The following is a 24195-nucleotide window of genomic DNA, read 5'->3' on the forward strand; positions in this document are numbered from 1 at the left end:
TACTACAATTAACTAAGAAGGAAAAGAAAATCGCAAACAGAGGGGGAGAATCATGAGTTTACTTATCGCACTTATACTAGGAGTTATGTGTGGAGCACTTCCTGTTATTTTAGGAGCCATTATGGAAGAGTTAGAAGTTGGTGTTTTAGGTTTTGTTGCATCTTGTGTAAGCGCTTTACTTTTTGGTTTGTTCGGTGCTATTCCTGTTTCAATTCTCTGTGCATTTTATATAGTACGCCATGCTCGTGCAAAACAATTCGGTCCTAATCACATCGCGCAAGTTATTCCATTCCCAATCGAACGATGCCGCCGGGCTTCTAGCTTATAATTACAAAATTAAAAATAAATAAAAGTCCTCAAATGAGGACTTTTATTTATTTTCTTCTAGAAATTGAAACAATTCTTGTAGATGCAAAGCGTCTTCACTATAGCTAACAGATACATGATATATACCGTCAATCTCCGCTTCCATGTAAAGGTCAACTCCATCTCGATCATATTTCAATGCCAAATAAAATTCCATTTCTTCTAGCATCTTTTTTGAAGTTCGAATAACGTAATGCCCTTTCTCATCTCTTCCATATTCGAAATTCGGTTCAAAATCATATTTTTGTTTAAAAGCTTCTTTTTGTTTTTCATTAATTTGTATACATGTTGCTCTTTGTACAGTATCAATTATCTCATCAAATTTTTGAAGATCCATCTCATTTACCCCCTTACGTATTTTTTGTATAACACTTGTGTTCCGCTATTCTCTTCCCCATCTTTTATTAGCTCTTCATACAATTCCTTCGCCAAACTTAAACCTGGTACTGGTAATTGTAATTTTTCAGCCTCATCTAACGCAATCTTCATATCTTTCATAAAATGCTTTACATAAAACCCTGGTTCAAAATCTCCCTTTAGCATTCGAGGAGCCAAATTACTTAATGACCAGCTACCTGCAGCACCCGTTGAAATGCTCTCTAACACTTTATCTGGATCCAGTCCAGCTTTATTCGCGTAAGCAACAGCTTCACATACACCAATCATGTTGGAAGCGATCGCAATTTGATTGCACATTTTTGTATGTTGTCCACTCCCAGCTGCTCCTTGCAACTGAATATTTGTTCCTAACTTTTCAAATAACGGTAAACATCTATCATATATTTCTTTTTCTCCACCAACCATAATCGCGAGTCTTGCTTCTTTCGCACCAACATCTCCACCAGATACAGGCGCATCTAACGTATATATATTCTTACTTTTACCAGTTTCATTAATACGTTTTGCCAATGTTGGTGTAGATGTCGTGAAATCAATTGCTATCGTGCCTTCATTTGCATTCTCTAAAATTCCATCTATCCCAAAGTACACTTCTTCTACATCATGTGGATACCCAACCATAGTCATTACAACATCAACTTGCTTTACTAACTCTTTCGGTGTATCACACCAATTTGCACCATCTTGCACTAAAGAGTCTGTTTTCGATTTTGTTCTATTATATACATATACTGTATGACCGTCTTGCATGAAATGACGCACCATACTTTTTCCCATTACACCAATACCAATGAAACCAATTGATACATTTTTATGTTTCATTTTCTCATCCCCTTTGTTCTAATAAATCACTTACCATCTTTCGGAAATCTTTATTAAAGTCATCATCCATACTATTTTTCACATTTGAAAATAAAATAACAAAAGTGCCTTTTTCTTTATTAAAATTATTGAAAGTGTTCCAACCAGATAGTACACCATGATTATGAAAATAATCCGGATATATGTAAAAACTAAATGCATATTTTCGTTCTTTTGAAGGTGAAAACATCGCTTGTATACTTTGTTCAGAAAGAAGTTTTCCATTTATAATTGCTTCGTCTAATTTCTTCATATCTCCAACTGTCGTATACATCTCACCACAACCATATAGCCAATCCATGCCTAACTTCTGCGCCGGTACAAGCTCTTGATTTTTTTTCACATAACCCTTTGTAAAATTTTTATCTCCAGGTACCATATTTCCCATACCAGATTCATGCATATCTGCTTTTACAAATATATTTTCTTTTATGTAATCTCCTAAAGGTTTTTTCGATATATGTTCTATTATATAGGCAAGCACCATATAATTATAATCTGTATATCTCCAACCTGTTCCTGCAGGAAATTCTAAATTTTGACGTCCAATCCAATTAATTAACGGTAAACGGGAAGCAGCATTAACATTGCCTTTTGCGTGTTCAGGTAAACCAGAGGTATGCGTTAATAAATGATATAACGTAATATTTTTATTCTCCGGAAATGAAGGAATATATTTATTCACATTATCTTGAATATTTAGCTTCCCTTGATCCTGCAGTTGTAAAATAGATGTAGCCACAACTGTTTTCGTAATAGAACCAATACGATATTTTGTGTGAGGCGTATTTTCTATTTTATTTTGAACATCAGCATACCCATATCCTTTATTCAATATAACATGCTCTTTATCTGTTACCAAAACTGTTCCATTGAATTGCTTTCCGACTAAATATTGATCTAATTTTTGAGATATGCTAGCATAATCAATTTGCTTTTCTTTTTTTTCTTCTTCTATATTCTCTTGCACTTCTGATTCAACAGCAGGATTCACCTTAGTTATTAATTCTTTACTTTCCTTTATATTAGGATTATAGAGAAAATAGTATACTCCTCCACAAACTACAGCACATATTGAAACTATCATCATTATTTTTTTCATCATATTGTTCCTCCATAATTCCTTCGTTCAAAATCCCTCCTACACTCTATTATCAAGTAATAAAAAAAAATCGCAACAATTTGTTGCGAAAAATCACTTTTTTTCTTTTCTATATACACACACTTGATTTTTCCCATTTTTTTTCGCTTCATATAATGCAATATCCGCTCGTTGCATTAATTCTTCTCTTGTAATCCCTTTTTCATATAATGCAACTCCAAAGCTCGCTGTTAATTTCGAAATTCCTGAGAATTGCTTTGTTTCAATGAAAAATCGTAATGACTCCGCAACTTGAAATGCTTCTTTTTCTACTGTATTCGTTACTAAAATAATAAATTCTTCTCCTCCCCACCTAGCAAATACATGTTGCTGCTCCACTTTAGATTTCATGAGCTCTGCAAGCTCAATTAATGCTAAGTCACCAAAATCATGGCCATATGTGTCATTTACTGCTTTAAAATTATCTATATCAAACAAAATAAGTGCTATGTTTTCATTATTACGCATCGCATTATCCCATTCTGCCTCGAGTATTTTTTGGAATTTCAAACGATTATAAATCTCTGTTAACGAATCTATCATAGCAAGTCTTTCTTGTTCTTGATAGATTTCATCTAATTCGGTAATCTCTGTACACTTCACAATAAATCTTGATAAATCTTCTGGCAATGGTGTCGCACGCAATAAAAAAGTTGACACTTCCCCTTCATAGTTGGACATCTTAATTCTTCTATCATATGATAATGTATCATCTAACCATGTTATATCATGAGTTGTTGAATAGTATCCATTTTCTCTAATAAGATGTTCAGCAAATACTAAATGTTGCTCACGATAAGCAAACAAATTTTCATATCCGAAAAACTCTAAAAAATTTGTATTACAATCAACAATCTCATCGTCTTCTACTATAAACAATAGATCATTTCGAAAATCAAACATCGTTTGAAGTAGTTCTTGTTGCAAACTTACTTGCCGCACTAAAGAAAGCTGATATAAACTTTTATTCACTTCCTCTAACACCATTTGCGGAGTCACAGGGGCTATCACAATATTACGTATTCCTAACGTAAGCACCTCTGCAAACTCACTTGTTATTTGTTGATCCCAAATGACAATAAATGTACTCTGCGTGTTATACATATTCTTTATATATTTTATTTGAGAAAAATCTGTTACATACATAATTATAATATGTGGTTTAGTCCTCTGAAATAATACTTCTCCTTCTTCAAAACTATTTGCTATAAACATACATTTTGGATGGATATTTTCTATCGTTTGTTGATGTGTGCATCCATTTTCTATATAAAGGACATTTAACTGAAGATCTTGTAATACATTTTGGAAAACCGTATTCTCTAATAAAAAATGTAGTATGTTCATCACTAGTCTTCACTCACTTCATATATCTTGTTCTACTGAATTCCTCACAAACATTTTATAAAAACCGTTCTCTAAAAATTTTAATGAGTGAGGGATACATGTTAACAAGCTAATTGAGAATGTTCTCTTCGTTTTTCACTCTATAAATTCCTTTTTTAGTGTATGATTATAGGAATTGTATCGTTTGTATGAATGCCCTAGCTTCCGCTTTAAAACTTGACAATTAAAATAAAGATATTATATTCTTAAATTCGACAACTTACAAAATGTAAGTAGAATATATTACATTTGTTTTTTTCATAATTTGATATGTAATTTGGAGGATATATAATGACAAACGAAAACTTTTTTAATGTTCTATATGAACGCACATCTACACGTGCATTCAACCCAGAGAAAGAAATTTCATCTACAGAGTTACACGAGATTTTAAAGGGAGCTGCTCAAGCACCTTCTGCTTGGAACTTACAGCACTGGAAATTCCTCGTATTCCAAGGTGAAGATGTACAGAAACGATTACATCCAATTGCTTATAACCAACAACAAATTCTTGATGCTTCTGCTGTAGTCGCTATTTTAGGTGATTTAGAAGCTTATAAAAATGTTGAACAAGTTTATGGTCCAATTGTAGAACAAGGATTTATGAAAGAAGAAGCAAAAGAGCGCTTAGCTAAAAATATTGAGTCTGCATATGCCCGTGAGCAATTCCCAAGAGATGCAGCCTTTTCAAATGCATCTTTAGCAGCAATGCAACTTATGCTTGCAGCTAAAGCAACTGGCTGGGATACTTGTGCGATTGGTGGTTTTAACCCACAAGCACTTGCAGAAGAATTCAATGTTTCATCTCGCTACGTACCAATTATGCTTATTACAATTGGTGAATCAACTTTAAAAGGTCACCCTGCACCACGAATGAGCGTAGAACAAGTGAGTGAATGGGCAAAATAATAAAGTGAAACTTGAATCAGTGGGGGGTTTTGTGCATCCCCCACCTAACTTCTTTGCTTCCGCTGAATTTTGAGGTGGGGGTCTTACTGCCCGCAAATAGCGGAATAAAATGAAGCTTTAATCAATATGAGGGTCTTATTTCCCTTTCATACGAATAAAAAAGAAACGAAGGTAATTTCATTACCTTCGTTTCTTTTTTATTCTGTCACACATCCGTAATACTAGAACGTATGATTCGACATCCGGACATAAAAAACAGTAAATTTCATGCTATTCGTATACACATAAATGACGTTTCGTGTCGAATTTTGTTAAAGTATCGAAATATAACCGTGTGTTTTTGTTACAATTATGATACAATGATAACAAATAGATAACAAGAGAGGGATTTTCATTGAGTTCATACGGAAGCTTTATTGCACTTTTATGTTACATAGTAACTGTACTGCTTCTATATTTTATTGGCGATGCTGCAAATATTTCAGTTTTACAATTTCCAAAAGAAGAAGCATTCCAATTAGAATCAGAAAAACATACTGCACGATCCATTGTACCGCTACTGTTAGCTCTTCCTGTATATATCATCGTTTTATATAAAAGCAAAAAAGTGTAAAGGCTACCTATTTCATTCATTTCGGTGGTCTTTGCACTTTTTTGTGATATCTATCCTATTTTAAACATCATTCCGTAATAAACACCCAGCTAGTCTTTTAAAATGAGAAATTCCCCTAGAAAAAATTCCACTCTCTGTCCAGTCACTCACTACCGAACTTACATAGATTATAAGTGTGAAGGGGGTGATGAGGATTATGTTTGGATCATTTGGATGCTGTGATAACTTTAGAGACTGTCATCATCATGAAAGAGAGTGCAGACATCATGAGAAAGAGAAAGAGAGAGAAGTAGTTAGACCACAACAACCAGCTGTATGTAACGTACTTGCTAACATTTCAGTTGGAACAGAGCTTTCTCTTTTAAGCATTAGAGGTAATGGCACTTTCAACAATGTAATTTTTGAAGGTTTCGCTAACGGTGTTGCTCTTTTCTCTGCTTTAGCTCGTAATAACAAAGACAACAAAGATAACAATAAAGACGATAAGAACAATCAAAACCGTAATACTTTTACTGGTATTTTACGTGTATGCCCAACTGATATCGTTGCTATCGCTATCTAATTCTGTTCCTTATCCTCTATAGTAAAAAAATAAGATTTACTTTTCTCATAGAAAAAACCTGAGACCGATTTCAAATCGACTCAGGTTTTTTTATTGATTATATGCTTTTAACTAGTTCAACAACTTCTTCAGCAGTTGACATCATTAATGCTTTTTCTGCTAATGTTTCCATTTCTGCTTTTGACAACTTGCTTAGTTGTGTTCTTGCAGGAAGAATAGATGTTGCACTCATACTGAACTCATCTAAACCTAATCCTAATAATAATGGGATAGCAAGTGAATCGCCCGCCATCTCACCACACATACCAGCCCATTTGCCTTCTTTATGAGCAGCATCGATAACCATTTTTACAAGACGTAAAATAGATGGGTTATATGGTTGGTATAAGTAAGATACTTGTTCGTTCATACGGTCTGCAGCCATTGTGTATTGAATTAAGTCGTTTGTTCCGATAGAGAAGAAATCAACTTCTTTTGCGAATTGATCTGCTAATACGGCTGAAGCTGGAATTTCAACCATCATACCAACTTCAATAGAATCAGAAACAGTTGTACCCGCTTCTACAAGTTTCGCTTTTTCTTCTAATAAGATTGCTTTCGCTTGACGGAACTCATCAAGAGTTGCAATCATTGGGAACATAATTTTTAAGTTACCGTATACGCTAGCACGAAGTAATGCACGAAGTTGTGTACGGAACACATCTTGCTCATCAAGACATAAGCGAATTGCACGGTATCCTAAGAATGGGTTCATTTCTTTTGGTAAATGTAAGTATGGAAGCTCTTTATCTCCACCGATGTCAAGTGTACGAACAACAACAGGTTGACCTTCTTTTACACCTTCAAGAACTGCTTTATACGCTTCGAACTGCTCTTCTTCTGTTGGAAGATTGTCACGGCCCATGTATAAGAATTCTGTACGGTATAAACCAACGCCTTCTCCGCCATTATCGATAATACCTTGTACATCATTTGGTGTTCCGATATTTGCAACAAGCTCAACGTGATGTCCATCACTTGTTACAGTAGCTTGGTCTTTTAATTTTGCCCATTCAGCTTTTTGCTCTTCAAATTTCGCTTTCTTTTCTTCAAACGAGCGAAGAGTTTCTTCTGATGGATTAACAATTACTTCTCCATCTAAACCATCGATGATTACGATATCGCCGTTTTGGATTTTCTCCATAACAACTTTCGTACCAACAACAGCTGGAATTTCCATAGAACGAGCCATAATTGCAGAGTGAGATGTACGTCCACCGATATCAGTTGTAAAACCTTTTGCATACTTACGGTTTAACTGAGCTGTATCAGATGGTGTTAAATCTTCAGCAATAATGATTACTTCTTCAGAAATTGTACCAGGATTTGAGAAGTTAATGCCTAGTAAATGTGCAAGAACACGTTTTGTTACGTCACGAATGTCCGCAGCACGTTCTTTCATATATTCGTTATCCATGTTTTCAAACATAGAAATAAACATTGATGCAACTTCATCCATTGCAAATTCAGCATTTACTTTTTCACTATTTACTTTATCTTTTACTGGGTTTACTAGTTCTGGATCATTTAACACTAATAAATGTGCTTCAAAGATCGCAGCTTTGTCAGCACCTAGCTCAGCAAAAGCGTGGTCCTTAATAGCTTCTAATTCAGTTTTTGCTTTCTCAAGCGCAGCTTCTAAGCGTGCAATTTCTGCAGCTTCGTTTGTAATTGATTTCTTTTCGATGTTAAATTCAGGATTTTCAAGTCTGAAAGCCTTTGCAATAGCAATCCCACTTGATGCAGCGATCCCTTGAATGTTAAGAGTCATTATTCTCCTAATCCTTCGTTTTTCATAGTTTCTTCGATAGCTGCTAGTGCTTGAGCTGCATCATCACCATTTGCAGTGATTTTAATTTCCGCGCCTTGTTGAATACCTAAAGACATAACGCCCATGATTGATTTTAAGTTAACGTTCTTTCCGTTATACTCTAAGTTAATGTCAGAACCAAATTTGCTTGCAGTGTTTACAAGTAGAGTTGCTGGACGAGCATGAATTCCTGAGTCGCTAGTTACTTTAAAGATTTTTTCCATGATAATTTATCTCCTTTAAATTACAGTATTTTTTAGTTGTATAGACGTGAGTACTACATCATCTATTGTATATAATAGGCGATGTCCGGTCAACCACATCGCCTATTATAATTATAAACATTTTGCGTCAAATTCCTACTGAATGTCAATAATAGCGTTTTCGCCCTTCTTAACATTTCCATCTTTTTTCAATTCGACTTGTTGCCCTTGTTGTAAATTCGTAAATACAATTGGTGTAATGATAGATGGTGCATTTTCTTTTACAAATGCAAGATCTACTTTTAATAATGGTTGTCCTTGTTTCACTTTGTCACCTTGTGCTACAAGTGCTTCAAAACCTTCACCATTTAATTTTACAGTATCAATACCGAAGTGGATTAAAATTTCTTTTCCACCTTCAGATTGAATACCAATTGCATGCTTTGTAGGGAATACGTTGACAATTTCACCGTTAACTGGAGAAACTACTGTTCCTTCTGTTGGCTCAATCGCAAATCCGTCTCCCATCATTTTTCCTGAGAATACTTGATCAGGCACTTCTGTAATTGGTAGAATTTTCCCTTCAATTGGTGAAACGATTGTTTCATTTTCATCAACTTTTTGAGGAGCTTCTTCTACTTTTACAGGCTCTTCTTTTTCAACATGAGGTGTACGACCTGACATAATATCATGAATTTGTGATTTTAGTGTATCAGATTTCGGTCCGAAAATAGCTTGAATGTTATTTCCAACTTCAAGTACACCAGCTGCTCCAAGCTCTTTTAAGCGATCTTTGTTTACATTCTTTTGTTCGTTAACTTGAACACGTAAACGAGTAATACAAGCGTCTAAAGAAGCAATGTTTTCTTTACCACCAAGTGCTACTAATACTTCACGAGGAAGTTCACCAGCTTCTGCTTTTCCTGCACCTTCATTCGCATTTGTAACTTCACGACCAGGTGTTTTTAAATCCCATTTACGGATTGCAAATCGGAATCCGAAGTAGTAAATAACTGCTAGTACAAGACCAACAATAATTACCCACCACCATGCCGTACGGCCTGGTAGTACACCGAATAATAGGAAGTCAATTAAACCACCAGAGAATGTCATACCAATTTTAACACCTAAAATTTGCATTGTCATAAATGATAGACCAGCGAATACTGCGTGAATTCCGAATAATACTGGTGCTACGAATAAGAATGAAAATTCAAGTGGCTCTGTAATACCTGTTAAGAAAGATGTTAATGCAGCAGAACCTAAAATACCAGCTGCTAATTTTTTGTTTTCTGGACGTGCTTCATGGTACATTGCTAAAGCTGCTGCTGGAAGACCGAACATCATGAACGGATACTTACCAGTTGTAAATGTACCTGCTGTTAATTCTACACCGTCTTTTAACTGTGCCATAAAGATTTTTTGGTCACCACGAATTAATTCGCCAGCCGCATTTGTATACTGACCGAATTCGAACCAGAACGGTGAATAGAAAATGTGATGTAATCCAAATGGAATTAATGAGCGTTCAATTAAACCGAAAATAAATGCTGCTAGCGTTCTATTTGCATCAATCATTTGATGTGAGAACGTATTTAAGCCACCTTGAATGTATGGCCAAACGAAGCACATGATAATACCTACTATTAAAGAGAATGTTGCAGTTGCGATCGGTACGAAACGCTTACCTGCAAAGAAACCTAAGTATGATGGTAATTCAATGTTGAAGTATTTATTGTAACAATATGCCGCTACTATCCCGACGATAATACCACCAAACACTCCAGTTTGTAGCGTTGGAATTCCTAATACGTTTGCATACGCTGGATCTGCAAATCCAATTTTTACTGGGTCTGCTCCAGAACTTGTTACTTTCACTAGCTTATCTACTTCTAAGAACACACTCATCGTTTTGTTCATAATTAAGTAGCCGACGAATGCTGCTAAACCAGCTACTCCGTCTCCACCAGCTAAACCTATTGCTACCCCAACTGCGAATAGTAATGCAAGGTTAGCGAAAATAATATCACCAGATTGTTCCATAATTTTTGCTACCATTACGAACCAATCTGCTTTTAAAGCAGGAATAACATTTGTTAACTGTGGATTTTGAAATGCATTACCAAATCCAAGTAAAATACCTGCTGCCGGTAAAATCGCTACTGGAAGCATAAGCGCTTTTCCGACTTTTTGAAGAACACCAAAGATCTTCTTAAACATGGAAACCCTTCCTCTCTTATCTATATTGATACCTTCCGACAAACGCCAAAAAGGCATGAGGAAAAAAAGATAGAACGATAGCTATACAAAGGGTAGTATATCCCTTTCTCTAGCTTACATTCCTTACTTTTCTCCACTCATGCCTGATCGAATCAGTAACACGTGTCAAAAATAGGTTTACGTATAAGTTCACTATAATTAAGGCAAACGTTTTCGTTTTATACCTTAATGTGTTTGTCGAAATTTGTATAACTTTGCAATAGTTATTATACATAACTATTGTAAGCGATTCAATGATTTTTTTTAACGTTTTCATTTTAGACAAAAATATAGGGCTTTTTACACATGCTCTGCCTTCACTAAGCGCTGCAGGTGCATCGTTAAATATATACTCTCTGCTTCATAAACAGGAAGTTGCAGCTCTTTTTGCATGACCTTAACTAGCTTCCAAGCTAAATTATAACAGACAGGATATTCCGCCTTTAATAAATCAGCAAAACTTTGTGATTCCTCTACTTTCTCCCCTTTTTTCACCCGTTCAATAGCATACTGCAAATGACGAATAAGGCGTAAATAGTGAATACTTTCTTGGTCTAATGTAATTTGTAAGTTTGTCTCAATTAAAGATACAAGCTGTGCAATGAGACGAGAGTTTTGATTAACTGAAGATAAATCTGAATTTGTAAGTGAACTGTAAATATGGAGTGCAATAAACCCAATTTCTCCTTCTGGCAATGTAATTTGCAAACGAGAATTTAAAAGGTTTACAACACCTTCAGCAATTTCATACTCTTCTGGATAGAGCATTTTCGTTTCAACTAAAAAAGGATTATCAATTGTAAGTCCTTGTTTTAAACGCTTAATTGCAAAAGAAATATGATCTGTTAAAGCGATATGAATATGTTCATTCAATGGCGATTTTGCTTTTTCTTGAATATAGAACATAATATCATTCATTAATTCAATTAATTTTTCACTCACATGTGGAACGAGCAGTTTGTATTGTTCACGATCACGTTCATTTTTTAGAACAAACATTTTTTCAATTTGTTCTTGCTCCAATACATCTTTCGCTTTTTTCCCAAATCCAATTCCTTTACCAATCACTACTACTTCCTCATGTTCAGGATGGCTAGCAATGATGACATTATTATTTAAAACTTTTTTAATTTCTAGATAATTACTCATATAACACCACCCTCGTACTTAAATAGCCTGCTTTTATGTTACAGAACATTCTTCTTTGTCGTCAATGTAAAACATCTACCATTTCATAAAAATTCATTTTTTAGACATGTTTATATATGATGCGTATAATGTAAGAGCAACTGTACATAGAAAGGAGATAGCAACATGATTAAAATGTTTGTAAGTGATATCGACGGTACAATGATGCAACACGGAGGTTTAATTGACGAACAGGATATTGTAGCACTTCGTAGTCTTGCTGAACAAAATGTGATTCTTTGTTTCGCTTCTGGCCGACTTGATAATGAAATTGCAGACTTAATGAAAGCTGTAAATACAAATTTCCACCGCATTAGTGTTAATGGTGTTTTTGTATATACAAATGAAAATAAGCAGCTATTATCTGCAACTTTTGATTCCAGCATTCTTCCTGAGTTGTTACACATGACGAATGAAGATCCTTATTTCCGTTATGTTAGTGATGAACATAATTACTACATTGAAGAAAAAACACCGTTTATTCATGAACTTGAGCAACAAGTAACGATGACTTCTGTCGAAGAACCAAATTTATTACAGAAAATAGATGATACAATTTTCCCGAATAAAATTTCTGTCGGTGGAACAAAGGAGAGCTTACAACTCCTTCAGAAAAAAATTGATGAAAAATTTCATGGAAAAGTTAGTACGTTCATTTCAGCAGAACAATGCTTAGATGTAATGCCACCTAATATTAGTAAAGGTTCTGCTATTTCTGTTTTATTAAAAGAGTTTCAATTACAACCAGAGGAAGTTGCTTGCATAGGGGATTCTTATAATGATATTCCAATGTTTGCTTTAACTCCTCACAGTTTTGCTATGGCTCAAGCAGATGACGCAGTAAAAGAACACGCTCACTATGTAGTAAATACAGTTAAAGATGCTGTTAACCACGTAATTGCTCATAATAAAAATACGACTCACTCCTTGTAAGGATGAGTCGTATTTTTTCTTTACATGTTAAACAATTTGACATTTACTGTACTTCACAAACTGAAATATATTATTTGTTACGTGCGATGTTTGTAATAAACTTATAACGATCTCCACGATAAATACATTTCACATACTCTAACGGTACTTCACCTTCTGAATATGACCATTGACGCATGACAAGCACTGGCGCCTTTTTAGGAATATGCAGATGTTCCGCTTCATTATCCGTTGCAATTGAAGCTTCAATTGATTGAGTAGCGCTAACAAGTTTGAAGCCCAGTTTTTTCTCTAAATGTTCATATAAAGATTGTTGCAATATTTCTTCGTTAATATCTTTTACAAGAGCTGGCGACAAATATGTCGTCTCAAAAGCAATCGGTTCATCATCAGCTAAGCGAATACGCCTCACTTCATAAACCGACTCTCCCTCCTGTATTCTCAGCCGGTCCGCTATTTTCGCAGTAGCTGGAACTAGGCGGAAACTTAATAATTGACTACTTGGGTTCATCCCACGAGAAATCATATCTTCTGTGAATCCTGTCATTCCTTGCAATTTTTGTTCCACTTTCGGAAGTTGGACAAACGTACCGATTCCACGTTTCCGATATAAATAACCTTGTTCCACTAAATTATTAATCGCCTGTCTGATTGTCATACGACTCACTTCGAACTTATCGCAAAGTTCATTCTCAGATGGGATTTTATCTCCCGGCTTCCATTCGCCGTCCTCAATTAGCTGTTTCACCCACTCTTGAATCTGATAATAGATCGGAAATGGTGAATACTTGTCGATGTTCATCAGCAATCGCCTCACTGCATAAAGATAGAGCTTCTTGATCAGCGATTACGGTTACATTCGGATGACGTTGTAAAACTGTAGCAGGACACGCTTCACTATATGCACCTTGCAATAATTCTTTAACCGCTTCTGCCTTTTTAGAACCCATAGCAACAAGTAGAATTTGTTTCGCTTTCATAATGCTCCCAATTCCCATTGTAATTGCATGAGTTGGCACATCTTCTTCTTTTTCGAAGAAGCGAAGGTTTGCTTGGCGTGTAGATTCTGTTAATTCAACAATATTTGTTGGAGAATTAAACGGTGTTCCTGGTTCGTTAAATCCGATGTGACCGTTTTCACCGATTCCAAGAATCTGTAGGTCAACTGGGTTAGCAGCTAGAATGCCCTCGTAACGTTTGCACTCTTCCTCTAAATCACTTGCCATCCCGTTTGGTACATAAGTTTGTTTAAATGGAAGATGATCAAACAACTGTTCTTGCATGAAATAGTGATAGCTGTTTTTATCTTCATGTGGTAAATTTACGTACTCATCTAAGTTTACAGTGGTTACACGGCTTGTATCAAGTTTATTTTTTCGCATTTCTGCATAAATACCTAATGGAGAGCTTCCTGTAGCCATTCCTAATGTTGGATTTTCTTTTGTTTTTACAACTTCTTCAATTAATTTATAACCTGCTTCTGCTAGTTCTTCTGGAGTTTTTACAACAAGAATATTCATTTCATTACTTCCCTTCCTTCATATGAATTCCTAAACGAACCGTATCATATACATGTAAATCTTCATTCATCACAACAAAGTCTGCATCTTTTCCTACCGCTAATGCACCTTTATTATTTAATCCAAACTCTTCTGCTTGGTTCACTGATGTCATTAGTACTGCTTCTTCGATTGAACAACCTGTAAATTCAATTACATTTCGGAAAGCTTGATCCATCTTTAGAATACTACCAGCTAACGTTCCATCTTCTAATCGAGCACTACCATCTTTTACATGTACTGGCTGTCCGCCAAGCTCATATAATCCATCTTCAAGACCTTTTGCACGCATTGCGTCAGTAATAACACTTACTTTTTTCGGTCCTTTTAATTTATATGCTAATTTCACCATATCAGGGTGAATGTGAATACCATCTGTAATTACTTCAACCATTACATCTGGATTTAATAACACATGACCAACAACTCCTGGTTCACGGTGATGTAATCCACGCATTTGATTGTATAAATGCGTTGCATGTGTAATGTTTCTATTTTTTAGTTGCGCATCAATTGCATCGGTATGTCCCATTGTGCCAACAACACCAGTTTCAGCAAGATACTGCTCAAACTCTAACGCACCTTCTTCTTCAGGTGCATATGTTACTAATTTAATTAAATTCCCGCTTGCTTCCTGCCATTGTTTAAATTGTTCAATATTCGCAGGAACAATATGTTCAAGTGGTTGTGCACCTGCACGTTTCTTTGAAACATACGGTCCTTCTAAGTGAATATATTCGAAATGTGCTCCTTTTTCTTTCGCTTCCTTTGCAGCATGTAGTGCTGCTTCGATTGCTTCTGGAGCTTGTGTCATTGTTGTTGGGAAGTAAGTTGTAACTCCTTCTTTTAACATTTCTTTACCTAGAGTTACTAACCCATCGCTATTTGCATCCATCGCATCAATATCGTATCCACCATGAATATGAACATCAATCATACCTGGAATCACAATTTTTCCTGCCGCATCTAAAACCGCTTCATTTTCTTGTGATACATATTGAGCCATCAAACCAATTTCTTTAATTGTTTCTGCGTAACGAATAAATCCGTTTTCCACTACTTCTTGACCTGTATAAATTTTGGCATTGATGACAACTTGCGTTTTCATTTTCATCGATCCTTTCCCATGAAATACCTACTTGTTATTATTACCTTATTCGCCTAATCCCATCTTAATATATGCACGAGTAGTTGTCTATACATTCTAATGAAATTTCCTCTTTGTTTAACAAAAAGGAAGCTTAGTACGTCTCTCACAATTATAATATATGTTATTCATTTTTTCCAAAAAGGAACAATATCATCTATCGCATGAATCACTTAAGTAACGGCATTAATCCGCTAGACCCAATTGTAATATGTTCGCCGTCTGTTTCCATTTCTACTGTACGCTTATTTGTTCCATACATCATTATACCACGCTGTTTTAATCGTCTCACTACACTTTGATGAGGATGTCCATACGGATTTCTGCTACCATAAGAAAGAATCGCGAACTGTGGTTCTACCTTCTTTATAAATCTTTCACTTGTTGAAGTATATGAGCCATGATGTCCCACCTTTAACACATCTGCATGTACATCAAATCGCTTTAATATTTCAGTTTCCGTCCGCACATCAGCATCACCCATTAGTAAAAAATCTGCCTTACCATACCGAATCTTTAATACAATTGAAGATTCATTATTTTCATCTTTAGACTTCCCGTTGTTTAACACTTGTATGGAAACATGCGGATCTAGCGGTATGTATTGGCCCTCTTTTACTGAAATGAAAGGGATTCCCCTTTTCTTTATATGATTTCGATACGTATGATAAGTAAGAGAACTATATGTTTTTCCACTATCTAATATAAGTGATACCGGCATTTGCTCTACAATCGGAATGAGTCCTCCAATGTGATCCATATCCGGATGAGTACTGACGATAGCATCTAAATGGTTAATTCCTTTTTCAATTAGTTTTTGGATGATAACCTCACCAGCTTCATAAGGTCCTCCATCAATTAACATCGTTTGTCCATTTGGCAATATAATAAGTGTTGCATCACCTTGTCCAACTTTTAAGAAACTCACTTTCATTTTACCAAAATGTTGCCGCTGCATATGTAAAGGAGACGCGGTATGAATAGACATCATATACCTTTTGGCAGATGCACTATTTAAAGAAAAGCATAACAAAACAGAAACTAATAATAAAACACTTCGTATACCTCTCATAACTCGTCTCCTTTTTTCAATTAGTATGGCACGGTATATAATTGATATACAAAAAAAGCTTAGCAAAATGCTAAGCTTTTATTTCGATATCTCTTGTAAAGAACCGAAGAATAAATCCGCTTCATTCATTTGTTCGTTTTCTTCAGAAAGCGGAGGTAAATCATCTAATGTTTTTAATCCAAACGTGTCTAAAAATTCTTTCGTCGTTCCATATAAAATAGGACGCCCAGGTCCTTCTGCTCTTCCCATTTCTTTTATAAGTAGGTGTGATACTAACGTTTGTAACGCCTTATCGGTTTTTACCCCTCTAATCTCTTCCATTTCAGTTCTTGTAATGGGTTGACGATATGCAACAATCGCTAACGTTTCTAGCGCGGCCTGAGAGAGTGAAGCAGCTGTTGGGATATCTATTAGTTTTTGATAGTACGACGCATGTTCTTTCTTTGTAGCAAAACGATATACTTTTGCATACTGTACAATTTGCAAACCTCGGTGTGCACCTTCACATTCTTTTTGCATTTCTTCTAAAATATCGATTACTTCGTTTCCTTCAATTTCAAGGACTTTTGCTATTTGTTCAGGATAAATCCCTTCATCACCAGAAACAAATAAAAGCCCTTCAATGATTGATTTCTGTTCTGTTCTATCCATCTTACGAGCTCCTTCCTCCTATTTTCTCCATAAAAATACACAGCAAAAAACCGAATCACAATCAATGCGTTCGGTTCAATATTTTTTCTCTTGTTCCAAACGATACATTCAAACCTAGCATGAGATATACTATTTCTATCCCATTTTCCATACTAACTCTATGCAGATTTAGTATAGCTTGATACGAAAATTTCATCAAAATTATGTTCTTGTTCAATTACGATTTGTTGATTTTTCATAAGCTCAAGAACCGCTAAAAATGTTACAACCATTATTTCCCTTTCATCATCAACAAACAAATCATAAAAACTTTGACGACCACCTTGTATTTCTAACTGCTTTAAAATATCCGTCATACGCTGTTCAATTGGTATTTCTTGACGAGTAATACGTGTTGTCACAGGTTTCTTTGCTTTTTTACGGCGCATTAATTTTTGAAATGCCGCTAGCATATCATATAACGTAACATCAAGAGGCAAGCTTGTCTCCTCTTCTTGTTGCAATGATGTAAAATCAATTGGCGGACGTGTATATAGCTGTGCTCTTTCTTGTTCTCTTTCTTTTAGTTCAGTAGCAACTTGCTTATATTTCTTATATTCAATTAACCTCTCCATCAATTCTTGACGAGGATCATCTATAAAGTCATCACCGTTATCAAGTACATCTTCTTCATGTTTCGGCAACAACATTTTACTTTTAATTTGTAATAACGTTGCAGCCATTACTAAATACTCACTTGCAACATCTAATTGTAGTTCTTTCATCGTATGAACATAAGATAAATATTGCTCTGTAATTTCCGCTACAGGAATATTATATATATCAATTTCATAACGATGTATTAAATGTAACAATAAATCTAAAGGCCCTTCAAAAGCCTCTACTTTAAAATTATACTGCACAAAGCATCCCACCACATTTTTTCTATAACAACATAAGTATAGAGCATACTCATGTTCTATCCAACCTTTTTAAGAAATTTAATTAAAAATAGACCTATGCCTATGGCATCATGCCCACCACTTCATATGATAACAGTGTAGTAAGAACAATGTAGGAGGTCAAAAAACTATGGGTCACGTTGATTGTGGTTTTAGCGGTGGGTTCGCATTACTTGTTGTATTGTTTATTTTACTAATTATTGTAGGGGCAGCTTGCTTCTGCTAATATGAACAATAAACGACTAGGGAGAAATTCCCTAGTCGTTTATTGTTCATATTTCTATGATAAACTTATACTTATAACCGTTAGATAGGGGCGAAGAAAATGTATCCTACGGAATACATACAGTTTTTAATTCATTTTCACGGAGATTATGATTATTTTGAATGTCACGAAATACTGGAAGAGTATTGGAAAACAAAACCGAGAGGAAATCGGGATAATTATTTAGTCGGCCTCATTCAAATTGCAGTTTCTTTATACCATCACAGACGCTCTAACTGGAATGGCGCAGAGAAGATGATGAAAAGCGCCATAACGATTTTAGAAAAAAACAGTGCACATTTACTTCGTTTAGGAATAAATGAGGTACAACTTCTGTTCTTACTCAAAGATAAATTGCAATCTATCCAGAAAGAAGAAGGTTTTACACCGTTATTTTTACCATTGTCGGATACAACATTAGAAAAGTACTGCATAGAATTATGTCAGAAACAAAACCTTCCTTGGAAAGACGTGAATGCTACTTCTAATGAATTTATAATACATAAGCACACATTACGTGATCGAACAGAAGTCATCGCTGAACGAAACGAACAATTACAAAAAAGAAAGCAGAGATAATAAACTACTTATCTCTGCTTTCACGAATGTATATTTTGTTCAAGCCCTTTACACTTTTTGCAAAAACTTGCTGTTTGCTCATTTCCGCAAATTGTAAAATCAAGAAATTTACTCTTTAACTCTTGAACCATCTTCGTCCCAATACCCATATGACGGTGAGATGGGTTCACACTCAAATGCTGAATTTCCAAAACTTGATTCTCTTTTTTTACAATCCCCATTATCCCAACAAAATCTTCGTTTTGTTTCCACAAATACAATTGCCAATCATCCTTTGCTTCATAATCTTTCATAGTCAATTGTAATGTTTTCACATCTTTTTCAGTTGGCATAAATGAAAGAAGCCCCATTGCAATCTTTTCATAACTTTTTTTAAAACGAATTAACATAACCCTTATCCCTTCTTACAAAAGTTACAAACTATTAAATCCCCTCAATCACTCTTTTCATATCACATTCATTTTACAATATTTTCAACAGAGTGAGAAGAGCTTAAAACAACTTGATAATCATACAAAGCGAAAAGAAGAAAGTCAAATATACATTTCATTACTATTTTTGTTAAGTAGATAAAAGAAGAAACGCTGTTATATGAAAATGAAAAGAAACATCCACCGCTCATTATCACTTCACTATTCATCACCTTAGAGCAGATGAATTCTAGCAAAATGAATGTAACAAAAAATCTTTATTGAAACGTGTAATCTAATGTATTCTATGTAATTTGTTAATATTTTGTTCTCATAAGCGACTTATTTTCACTACAGTCACATTACTACTTGTATCATGTACCTTAAACGAAATACCCATTCCTATTAAAAATAAAAAAGAGAGCAATAGCTCTCTTTTCTCATTCACTTATTCTTCCCAAACTTTAACTTCTTTCATTACATCACCTTGACGCATGTTTAATACTGTTTCAATACCGCTTGTTGCTTTACCAAATACAGTATGTACACCATCTAAGTGTGGCTGTGGCTCATGAACGATAAAGAATTGACTACCGCCTGTGTTACGGCCAGCATGAGCCATAGAAAGTGATCCTACAAGGTGTCTATGAGGATTTCCATCAGTTTCACATGGGATAGAGTAACCTGGGCCACCCGCACCTGTTCCTGTTGGATCTCCACCTTGGCTTACGAAGCCAGGAATAACACGGTGGAATGTCACACCATCATAAAATCCTTGCTCTGCTAGTTTTTTAAAGTTTTCTACTGTTTTTGGTGCCTCTTCTGGGAAAAATTCTAAATCGATTTTTTCACCATTTTCCATTAATATGTATCCTAAAGTTTTCATACGTATATGTCTCCTTTCAACTATCTCAGCACTATATTACCACATTCATGACTAGAAACAAAAAGAATCCGACAATCTACATACTTCTTTTTTGAAATGTGGAAAAAGCTAGGTGACAAATAAGAAATATATACTATAATAACTGTGTTGCCCGAAAATTTTAGAAAGAGAAAGGGAGCGATTTTTCGTGAAAACGAAATTACTAGCTCTGCTATTAGCTGTAGCAGTATTTATTATGCCAACAGCTTCGTTTGCAGACATCATCGAAGGAGAATCAATTGTTACACTAGGAGAAAACTTGTCTGAACAACAAAAACAAGATCTGTTAAAAGAAATGAAAGCACCAAAAGATGCTACAATTATTACTGTGTCTAATGCGGAAGAACATAAATTTCTAGAAGGGATTGTTCCAAAAGCGCAAATTGGTACGAGAGCAATTTCCTCTTCTATGATCACATACACAAAGCCAGGTTCTGGTCTCATTGTACGTTCAAAAAACATTAATTCAATAACAGATGCAATGTACACAAACGCACTTATTACAGCAGGTGTGAAAGATGCAGAAATTCAAATTACTGCACCATTTAAAGTTTCTGGAACTGCTGCTTTAACTGGCTTAATGAAAGCCTATGAAACGACATCAAACAAAGCAATTCCTGAGGAAGTAAAAAAAGTAGCCAATGAAGAAATGGTGCAAACATCCCAGCTCGGCGATAAAATTGGTGAAGAAAAAGCTGTTCAACTTGTTGCGAAAATTAAAGAAGAAATTGCCAAAGAACAGCCAAAAACAACTGAAGATTTACGTTCATTAATTAAAAAAATTGCAGATCAACTTGGTATTACATTAACGGATGAACAGTTAGATAACTTAGTTGCGCTATTTGATAAAATGAAAAATCTTAATATCGATTGGAATCAAGTTGGCAGTCAGTTAAATAAAGCAAAAGAACACGTTTCTGCCTTTTTAGGATCTGAAGAAGGGCAAAGTTTCCTAGATAAAGTGAAAGATTTCTTCTCAAGTATCATTGATTTTGTTAAATCTTTATTCAAGTAAAAAGAAGCTCGTCAGTGACGAGCTTCTTTTCTTATACAAGTAACGGCAATTTCATAATAGCTTCTTCAACCGAACGAACTATATGATTTGCCTTCTCCTTCACATATGGATGAGCATGATGCAGAGTGAATGAATGTGGGGTTACTTCAAACATAGAAATATCATTGAAAGAATCTCCAATGCATGCAACTTCATTTGCTTCAATTTGCAAATGTTCCATTAGTCGTCTTAAAGCACTCCCTTTGCTTACTCCCCTGGGCATAATGTCAACATAGCGTGTACCAGACATAAAAACTTCCGCTTCGTTTTGAAAGGTATCTCGTAATTCTTGATCTAATGCTTCAATTGTCTCTTCTTCCCCAAAAACAAACAATTTCGCAGGATGTACAGTTTTACCAAATTCCTCTTCTAATGCTTCTATTTCAGCGATATGCACACCCATATACGTTTCAAAATTATGGTGATGTTCATTTTTTCTTTTTGTATACCGTTGCTCATTTGCACAAACAATATCTGCTAGTCCCTTTTTATGGATATATCGATATATTTCCTGGGCAATCCCATCTTCAAAACTTGATTCATGAAATATTTTCCCATCCGGTAGTAACATCGTCGCTCCATTTAAACTCGTTGTGTAATACGGGAATGCAAACCTATTTACGACTTCATCAATTCGATGAGTAAAGCGGCCTGAGGCAAAACAAATATTTGTCCCTTTTTCAGCTAACCAACAAATTGCACGTTCATCTTCTTTTTGCATATCATTCACATTGTAAACGAGCGTGTCATCTAAATCACTTACAAATAATTTAATCATGTCCTCTTCCCCTTCCATACACAATATCTACTCTAAGTGTACACAAAAAATGTTTGATTTTTGTTAAAAAACAATAAATTTTTGCTAAAAAAATAAACGGGTGTGTAATCCCGTTTATTTTTGTCTTTTTACATTTTGAGGTCTTACAATACTTGGTCGTACTTTTAAACTAGACATCGTCGGACGGAGTAGAATTTTTGTTAATGCGCCCCAATCAAATGGTAAAAACGGCCATAAATAAGGTGTTTGCAAACTTTTTATAGACGTTAAAAATAAAATCAATATCGTCATACCAATTACAAAGCCCATTTCATGGAAGAGACCTGTTAAAATAATAACAAATAATTTTCCAACCTTATTCCCTAGCCCTAACTCATAACTCGGTGTCGCATATGCACCAATCATAGAAACTGCTACATATAAAATAACTTCTGGTACAAACAAACCTACATCGATTGCTATTTGACCAATTAATATAGCGGAAATTAATCCTGCTGCAGACGATAACGGCGTTGGAGTATGAATGGCAGCCATCCTTAAAAACTCAAGCCCGACCTCTGCCATTAATACTTGTAATAAAATTGGTAAATGTGTCATCTTAGTCGGTCCAATAAAAGCAAGATTTTCTGGTAAAAGAGTTGGATCAAATACAAACACTAACCAAAATGGTAGTAAAAACAAGGAGAATAAAACACCTAAAAAGCGTACCCAGCGTAAAAATGTCCCAACAGCTGGATTTTGTCTAAACTCTTCTGCATGCTGTAAATGATGGAAATATGTTGTTGGCGTAATCATAGCACTCGGTGATGTATCAACTAGTACTAGCACATGCCCTTCCAATAGATGGTTTGCCGCTACATCCGGTCTTTCTGTATATCGAATAAGCGGGAATGGATTATAGCTTTGCTTTACAACAAATTCTTCCACTGTTTTATCCGCCATCGTAATGCCATCAACATCAATGTTATTTAATTCTTGTTTTATAATCTTTACTAAATCTTGATTTGCAACATCTTGTACATATGTAATACAAATATCCGTTTGCGATCTATCCCCTACTCGAACAATTTCGTTTCGAAGACGTGGATCTCGAATTCTCCTACGAATTAACGCTGTATTTACAACGATATTTTCAACAAATCCATCTCTCGCACCGCGTACTACTTTTTCGGTATCCGGCTCTGTCGGTGTTCGCCCTGGATAGCTACGAACATCTATCGCGAATGCTTCTGTTTCACCCTCTACAAATATAATAATAAGCCCTGATAACGCTTGAACCATTACTTCATCCATCGTTTTCACTTTACTTACTTGCTGATGAATTAAACGATTCTCTAAAAGCTTTACTGTATCTTCTTCAACATCCCTTATTTCATTTGTATCCACAGCTTCTTCTAAAATAGGAATGATATAATTTGTATCACAAAGTCCATTTACGAATAACACAGCAATTTCTTTATTCAAAATTTGAAATTTACGAATACCAACATCAAATGTAACGCCTAATCCAACCGTTTGTTTTAAATAATTTTCATTGTCACTTATGAAAGTTGAAATAGGGATATCTATTTTTTTAGGCTTCGTCATAAAACCCACTCCTTTCCAAAATTAACTGAATTGCTTTTTTCGTAATTGGTGAGCCTCTCTCCCATTCATCGTTTCCACACATCTTACCAATATCACCAATTCCAACAATGACAGGAACATTCAAATCATCTAGACAATAAATTGTATCTCCGCTAATTCTGCCAATTTCACCATCTGGGAGTCCAAACTTATCAACGCCATATTCCGTTAAATTCCCGTTTCGATCCACGCTTACATCTACACGTGCCCATTCCCAATGATGTGTATTAGACGCTACAGCCAAAATCCCAAGCACATCAATTTGTTTATGCGTGGCTACATATTTTAAAGCTTTTTCACCAGATCCTTCTCCAATAAATCCACTGTCATCAAACATGACAAATACAGGGTCATATGGCGTTTGCATAATAAGCTCAACAACTTTTTTCCCTGTCAATTTGGTTGGATTACTTTGTGATGCTGAAATACACCTTCCCCCAAATTCCTTCGTTAAAAGCTCAATTGTTCGCTTTGCATATTCATCTCCATCTGTGACCAAAACAACCCTTCGTCTCATTT

Annotated in this window: 28 protein-coding genes; 8 read left to right on the top strand and 20 right to left on the bottom strand. The window is 35.2% G+C overall.

Features of this window, described 5'->3' with window-relative positions:
* The first annotated feature begins 52 nt into the window (after positions 1-52).
* On the top strand, positions 53-328 hold the full coding sequence (locus tag EKQ63_RS21475) for a hypothetical protein (protein ID WP_087954402.1): 276 nt from the start codon (positions 53-55) through the stop codon (positions 326-328).
* Positions 329-370: 42 nt separating this feature from the next.
* On the opposite strand, the gene EKQ63_RS21480 is transcribed toward EKQ63_RS21475, so the two are convergent.
* The 4 genes from EKQ63_RS21480 to EKQ63_RS21495 form a co-directional block, all read right to left on the bottom strand.
* Positions 371-703 carry a DUF3909 family protein gene (locus EKQ63_RS21480; protein ID WP_048550633.1) on the bottom strand — a complete coding sequence of 111 codons (333 nt, stop codon included), beginning with the start codon at positions 701-703 and terminating at the stop codon, positions 371-373.
* A gap of 5 nt (positions 704-708) precedes the next feature.
* Complete coding sequence (locus tag EKQ63_RS21485; RefSeq protein WP_087954401.1) at positions 709-1587, bottom strand: NAD(P)-dependent oxidoreductase; 879 nt, start codon at positions 1585-1587, stop codon at positions 709-711.
* Positions 1588-1591: 4 nt separating this feature from the next.
* Positions 1592-2731: a serine hydrolase domain-containing protein gene (locus tag EKQ63_RS21490; protein WP_140168686.1), complete on the bottom strand. Its 1140-nt coding sequence runs from the start codon at positions 2729-2731 to the stop codon at positions 1592-1594.
* 90 nt (positions 2732-2821) lie between these two features.
* Complete coding sequence (locus tag EKQ63_RS21495; RefSeq protein ID WP_140168694.1) at positions 2822-4114, bottom strand: GGDEF domain-containing protein; 1293 nt, start codon at positions 4112-4114, stop codon at positions 2822-2824.
* A 330-nt stretch (positions 4115-4444) separates the two neighbouring features.
* Between EKQ63_RS21495 and EKQ63_RS21500 the strand changes: the two genes are divergently transcribed.
* The 3 genes from EKQ63_RS21500 (at position 4445) to EKQ63_RS21510 (ending at position 6237) form a co-directional block, all read left to right on the top strand.
* The gene (locus EKQ63_RS21500) at positions 4445-5062 is read left to right on the top strand and encodes a nitroreductase family protein (RefSeq protein ID WP_087954399.1); all 618 of its coding nucleotides are present in this window, start codon (positions 4445-4447) and stop codon (positions 5060-5062) included.
* Positions 5063-5456: 394 nt separating this feature from the next.
* Positions 5457-5675, top strand: a complete 219-nt coding sequence (locus EKQ63_RS21505; RefSeq protein ID WP_000100487.1) for a hypothetical protein — start codon at positions 5457-5459, stop codon at positions 5673-5675.
* Between the two features lie 196 nt (positions 5676-5871).
* Entirely contained in the window at positions 5872-6237 is a 366-nt protein-coding gene (locus tag EKQ63_RS21510) for a DUF3915 domain-containing protein (protein ID WP_000468015.1), read from the top strand.
* A gap of 97 nt (positions 6238-6334) precedes the next feature.
* On the opposite strand, the gene ptsP is transcribed toward EKQ63_RS21510, so the two are convergent.
* From ptsP to glcT, 4 genes are all read right to left on the bottom strand, one after another.
* Positions 6335-8047: a phosphoenolpyruvate--protein phosphotransferase gene (gene ptsP, locus EKQ63_RS21515; protein WP_000174221.1), complete on the bottom strand. Its 1713-nt coding sequence runs from the start codon at positions 8045-8047 to the stop codon at positions 6335-6337.
* Complete coding sequence (ptsH, locus tag EKQ63_RS21520; protein WP_000411079.1) at positions 8047-8310, bottom strand: phosphocarrier protein HPr; 264 nt, start codon at positions 8308-8310, stop codon at positions 8047-8049. The genes ptsP and ptsH overlap by 1 nt, the downstream gene beginning before the upstream one ends.
* 135 nt (positions 8311-8445) lie before the next feature.
* Positions 8446-10509, bottom strand: a complete 2064-nt coding sequence (ptsG, locus tag EKQ63_RS21525; protein ID WP_087954398.1) for a PTS glucose transporter subunit IIABC — start codon at positions 10507-10509, stop codon at positions 8446-8448.
* Positions 10510-10848: 339 nt separating this feature from the next.
* Positions 10849-11697, bottom strand: a complete 849-nt coding sequence (gene glcT / locus EKQ63_RS21530; protein WP_087954397.1) for a glucose PTS transporter transcription antiterminator GlcT — start codon at positions 11695-11697, stop codon at positions 10849-10851.
* Between the two features lie 165 nt (positions 11698-11862).
* Between glcT and EKQ63_RS21535 the strand changes: the two genes are divergently transcribed.
* On the top strand, positions 11863-12669 hold the full coding sequence (locus EKQ63_RS21535; RefSeq protein ID WP_000594235.1) for a Cof-type HAD-IIB family hydrolase: 807 nt from the start codon (positions 11863-11865) through the stop codon (positions 12667-12669).
* Positions 12670-12739: 70 nt separating this feature from the next.
* Here EKQ63_RS21535 and phnF read toward each other — a convergent pair whose 3' ends face one another.
* The 6 genes from phnF to scpA all read right to left on the bottom strand — a co-directional run bounded on the left by phnF (position 12740) and on the right by scpA (position 18000).
* Positions 12740-13471, bottom strand: coding sequence for a phosphonate metabolism transcriptional regulator PhnF (gene phnF, locus EKQ63_RS21540; protein WP_002194085.1), 732 nt, complete (start codon positions 13469-13471; stop codon positions 12740-12742).
* Complete coding sequence (gene nagB / locus EKQ63_RS21545; protein WP_001024206.1) at positions 13401-14189, bottom strand: glucosamine-6-phosphate deaminase; 789 nt, start codon at positions 14187-14189, stop codon at positions 13401-13403. The genes phnF and nagB overlap by 71 nt, the downstream gene beginning before the upstream one ends.
* A 4-nt stretch (positions 14190-14193) precedes the next feature.
* Positions 14194-15336, bottom strand: coding sequence for an N-acetylglucosamine-6-phosphate deacetylase (nagA, locus tag EKQ63_RS21550; RefSeq protein ID WP_011040636.1), 1143 nt, complete (start codon positions 15334-15336; stop codon positions 14194-14196).
* A 208-nt stretch (positions 15337-15544) separates the two neighbouring features.
* Complete coding sequence (locus EKQ63_RS21555; protein ID WP_087954396.1) at positions 15545-16447, bottom strand: ComEC/Rec2 family competence protein; 903 nt, start codon at positions 16445-16447, stop codon at positions 15545-15547.
* A 78-nt stretch (positions 16448-16525) separates the two neighbouring features.
* On the bottom strand, positions 16526-17098 hold the full coding sequence (gene scpB / locus EKQ63_RS21560; RefSeq protein ID WP_000376224.1) for a segregation/condensation protein ScpB: 573 nt from the start codon (positions 17096-17098) through the stop codon (positions 16526-16528).
* 158 nt (positions 17099-17256) lie between these two features.
* Positions 17257-18000 carry a segregation/condensation protein A gene (scpA, locus tag EKQ63_RS21570; RefSeq protein ID WP_001199762.1) on the bottom strand — a complete coding sequence of 248 codons (744 nt, stop codon included), beginning with the start codon at positions 17998-18000 and terminating at the stop codon, positions 17257-17259.
* A 169-nt stretch (positions 18001-18169) separates the two neighbouring features.
* Here scpA and EKQ63_RS21575 point away from each other — a divergent pair, with 169 nt between their 5' ends.
* Together EKQ63_RS21575 and EKQ63_RS21580 are read left to right on the top strand one after the other, a co-directional pair.
* Positions 18170-18265, top strand: coding sequence for a YjcZ family sporulation protein (locus EKQ63_RS21575; RefSeq protein WP_000510194.1), 96 nt, complete (start codon positions 18170-18172; stop codon positions 18263-18265).
* 99 nt (positions 18266-18364) lie between these two features.
* Complete coding sequence (locus EKQ63_RS21580) at positions 18365-18883, top strand: DUF309 domain-containing protein (RefSeq protein ID WP_087954395.1); 519 nt, start codon at positions 18365-18367, stop codon at positions 18881-18883.
* A gap of 20 nt (positions 18884-18903) precedes the next feature.
* Here the strand turns inward: EKQ63_RS21580 and ribT are convergent, their stop codons facing one another.
* From ribT to EKQ63_RS21595, 3 genes are all read right to left on the bottom strand, one after another.
* Positions 18904-19272 carry a GNAT family N-acetyltransferase RibT gene (ribT, locus tag EKQ63_RS21585; RefSeq protein WP_088326688.1) on the bottom strand — a complete coding sequence of 123 codons (369 nt, stop codon included), beginning with the start codon at positions 19270-19272 and terminating at the stop codon, positions 18904-18906.
* Positions 19273-19340: 68 nt separating this feature from the next.
* A complete protein-coding gene (locus EKQ63_RS30380) occupies positions 19341-19523 on the bottom strand; it encodes a hypothetical protein (RefSeq protein WP_087954393.1) in 183 nt (60 codons plus the stop codon).
* A 218-nt stretch (positions 19524-19741) separates the two neighbouring features.
* Positions 19742-20179 carry a peptidylprolyl isomerase gene (locus tag EKQ63_RS21595; protein WP_000853783.1) on the bottom strand — a complete coding sequence of 146 codons (438 nt, stop codon included), beginning with the start codon at positions 20177-20179 and terminating at the stop codon, positions 19742-19744.
* Between the two features lie 187 nt (positions 20180-20366).
* Between EKQ63_RS21595 and EKQ63_RS21600 the strand changes: the two genes are divergently transcribed.
* Entirely contained in the window at positions 20367-21233 is an 867-nt protein-coding gene (locus EKQ63_RS21600) for a DUF1002 domain-containing protein (RefSeq protein ID WP_000850502.1), read from the top strand.
* Between the two features lie 31 nt (positions 21234-21264).
* Here the strand turns inward: EKQ63_RS21600 and EKQ63_RS21605 are convergent, their stop codons facing one another.
* The 3 genes from EKQ63_RS21605 to EKQ63_RS21615 form a co-directional block, all read right to left on the bottom strand.
* Positions 21265-22068 (bottom strand): Cof-type HAD-IIB family hydrolase, encoded by an 804-nt coding sequence (locus EKQ63_RS21605; protein ID WP_143881484.1) that lies wholly within the window; start codon positions 22066-22068, stop codon positions 21265-21267.
* A gap of 96 nt (positions 22069-22164) precedes the next feature.
* On the bottom strand, positions 22165-23637 hold the full coding sequence (gene spoVAF / locus EKQ63_RS21610) for a spore germination protein SpoVAF (RefSeq protein ID WP_087954392.1): 1473 nt from the start codon (positions 23635-23637) through the stop codon (positions 22165-22167).
* Positions 23624-24193, bottom strand: coding sequence for a stage V sporulation protein SpoVABEA (locus tag EKQ63_RS21615; RefSeq protein WP_001254414.1), 570 nt, complete (start codon positions 24191-24193; stop codon positions 23624-23626). The genes spoVAF and EKQ63_RS21615 overlap by 14 nt, the downstream gene beginning before the upstream one ends.
* Positions 24194-24195: the final 2 nt, after the last annotated feature.

The sequence above is a fragment of the Bacillus sp. BD59S genome (assembly GCF_007363175.1).
In the GTDB taxonomy this organism is placed as follows: Bacteria; Bacillota; Bacilli; order Bacillales; family Bacillaceae_G; genus Bacillus_A; species Bacillus_A pacificus.

What these genes read in the sequence shown, in the direction of transcription:
- EKQ63_RS21615 (WP_001254414.1), bottom strand. Translation starts at nt 24,193, where the DNA reads ATGAGACGAAGGGTTGTTTTGGTCACAGATGGAGATGAATATGCAAAG.
- EKQ63_RS30380 (WP_087954393.1), bottom strand. Translation starts at nt 19,523, where the DNA reads ATGAATAGTGAAGTGATAATGAGCGGTGGATGTTTCTTTTCATTTTCA.
- ptsH (WP_000411079.1), bottom strand. Translation starts at nt 8,310, where the DNA reads ATGGAAAAAATCTTTAAAGTAACTAGCGACTCAGGAATTCATGCTCGT.
- EKQ63_RS21485 (WP_087954401.1), bottom strand. Translation starts at nt 1,587, where the DNA reads ATGAAACATAAAAATGTATCAATTGGTTTCATTGGTATTGGTGTAATG.
- nagA (WP_011040636.1), bottom strand. Translation starts at nt 15,336, where the DNA reads ATGAAAACGCAAGTTGTCATCAATGCCAAAATTTATACAGGTCAAGAA.
- EKQ63_RS21580 (WP_087954395.1), top strand. Translation starts at nt 18,365, where the DNA reads ATGTATCCTACGGAATACATACAGTTTTTAATTCATTTTCACGGAGAT.
- EKQ63_RS21495 (WP_140168694.1), bottom strand. Translation starts at nt 4,114, where the DNA reads ATGAACATACTACATTTTTTATTAGAGAATACGGTTTTCCAAAATGTA.
- EKQ63_RS21480 (WP_048550633.1), bottom strand. Translation starts at nt 703, where the DNA reads ATGGATCTTCAAAAATTTGATGAGATAATTGATACTGTACAAAGAGCA.
- ptsG (WP_087954398.1), bottom strand. Translation starts at nt 10,509, where the DNA reads ATGTTTAAGAAGATCTTTGGTGTTCTTCAAAAAGTCGGAAAAGCGCTT.
- EKQ63_RS21555 (WP_087954396.1), bottom strand. Translation starts at nt 16,447, where the DNA reads ATGAGAGGTATACGAAGTGTTTTATTATTAGTTTCTGTTTTGTTATGC.
- EKQ63_RS21535 (WP_000594235.1), top strand. Translation starts at nt 11,863, where the DNA reads ATGATTAAAATGTTTGTAAGTGATATCGACGGTACAATGATGCAACAC.
- spoVAF (WP_087954392.1), bottom strand. Translation starts at nt 23,637, where the DNA reads ATGACGAAGCCTAAAAAAATAGATATCCCTATTTCAACTTTCATAAGT.
- phnF (WP_002194085.1), bottom strand. Translation starts at nt 13,471, where the DNA reads ATGAACATCGACAAGTATTCACCATTTCCGATCTATTATCAGATTCAA.
- ribT (WP_088326688.1), bottom strand. Translation starts at nt 19,272, where the DNA reads ATGTTAATTCGTTTTAAAAAAAGTTATGAAAAGATTGCAATGGGGCTT.
- EKQ63_RS21595 (WP_000853783.1), bottom strand. Translation starts at nt 20,179, where the DNA reads ATGAAAACTTTAGGATACATATTAATGGAAAATGGTGAAAAAATCGAT.
- EKQ63_RS21475 (WP_087954402.1), top strand. Translation starts at nt 53, where the DNA reads ATGAGTTTACTTATCGCACTTATACTAGGAGTTATGTGTGGAGCACTT.
- nagB (WP_001024206.1), bottom strand. Translation starts at nt 14,189, where the DNA reads ATGAATATTCTTGTTGTAAAAACTCCAGAAGAACTAGCAGAAGCAGGT.
- scpB (WP_000376224.1), bottom strand. Translation starts at nt 17,098, where the DNA reads ATGGATAGAACAGAACAGAAATCAATCATTGAAGGGCTTTTATTTGTT.
- EKQ63_RS21490 (WP_140168686.1), bottom strand. Translation starts at nt 2,731, where the DNA reads ATGATGAAAAAAATAATGATGATAGTTTCAATATGTGCTGTAGTTTGT.
- EKQ63_RS21510 (WP_000468015.1), top strand. Translation starts at nt 5,872, where the DNA reads ATGTTTGGATCATTTGGATGCTGTGATAACTTTAGAGACTGTCATCAT.
- ptsP (WP_000174221.1), bottom strand. Translation starts at nt 8,047, where the DNA reads ATGACTCTTAACATTCAAGGGATCGCTGCATCAAGTGGGATTGCTATT.
- EKQ63_RS21575 (WP_000510194.1), top strand. Translation starts at nt 18,170, where the DNA reads ATGGGTCACGTTGATTGTGGTTTTAGCGGTGGGTTCGCATTACTTGTT.
- EKQ63_RS21605 (WP_143881484.1), bottom strand. Translation starts at nt 22,068, where the DNA reads ATGGAAGGGGAAGAGGACATGATTAAATTATTTGTAAGTGATTTAGAT.
- glcT (WP_087954397.1), bottom strand. Translation starts at nt 11,697, where the DNA reads ATGAGTAATTATCTAGAAATTAAAAAAGTTTTAAATAATAATGTCATC.
- EKQ63_RS21500 (WP_087954399.1), top strand. Translation starts at nt 4,445, where the DNA reads ATGACAAACGAAAACTTTTTTAATGTTCTATATGAACGCACATCTACA.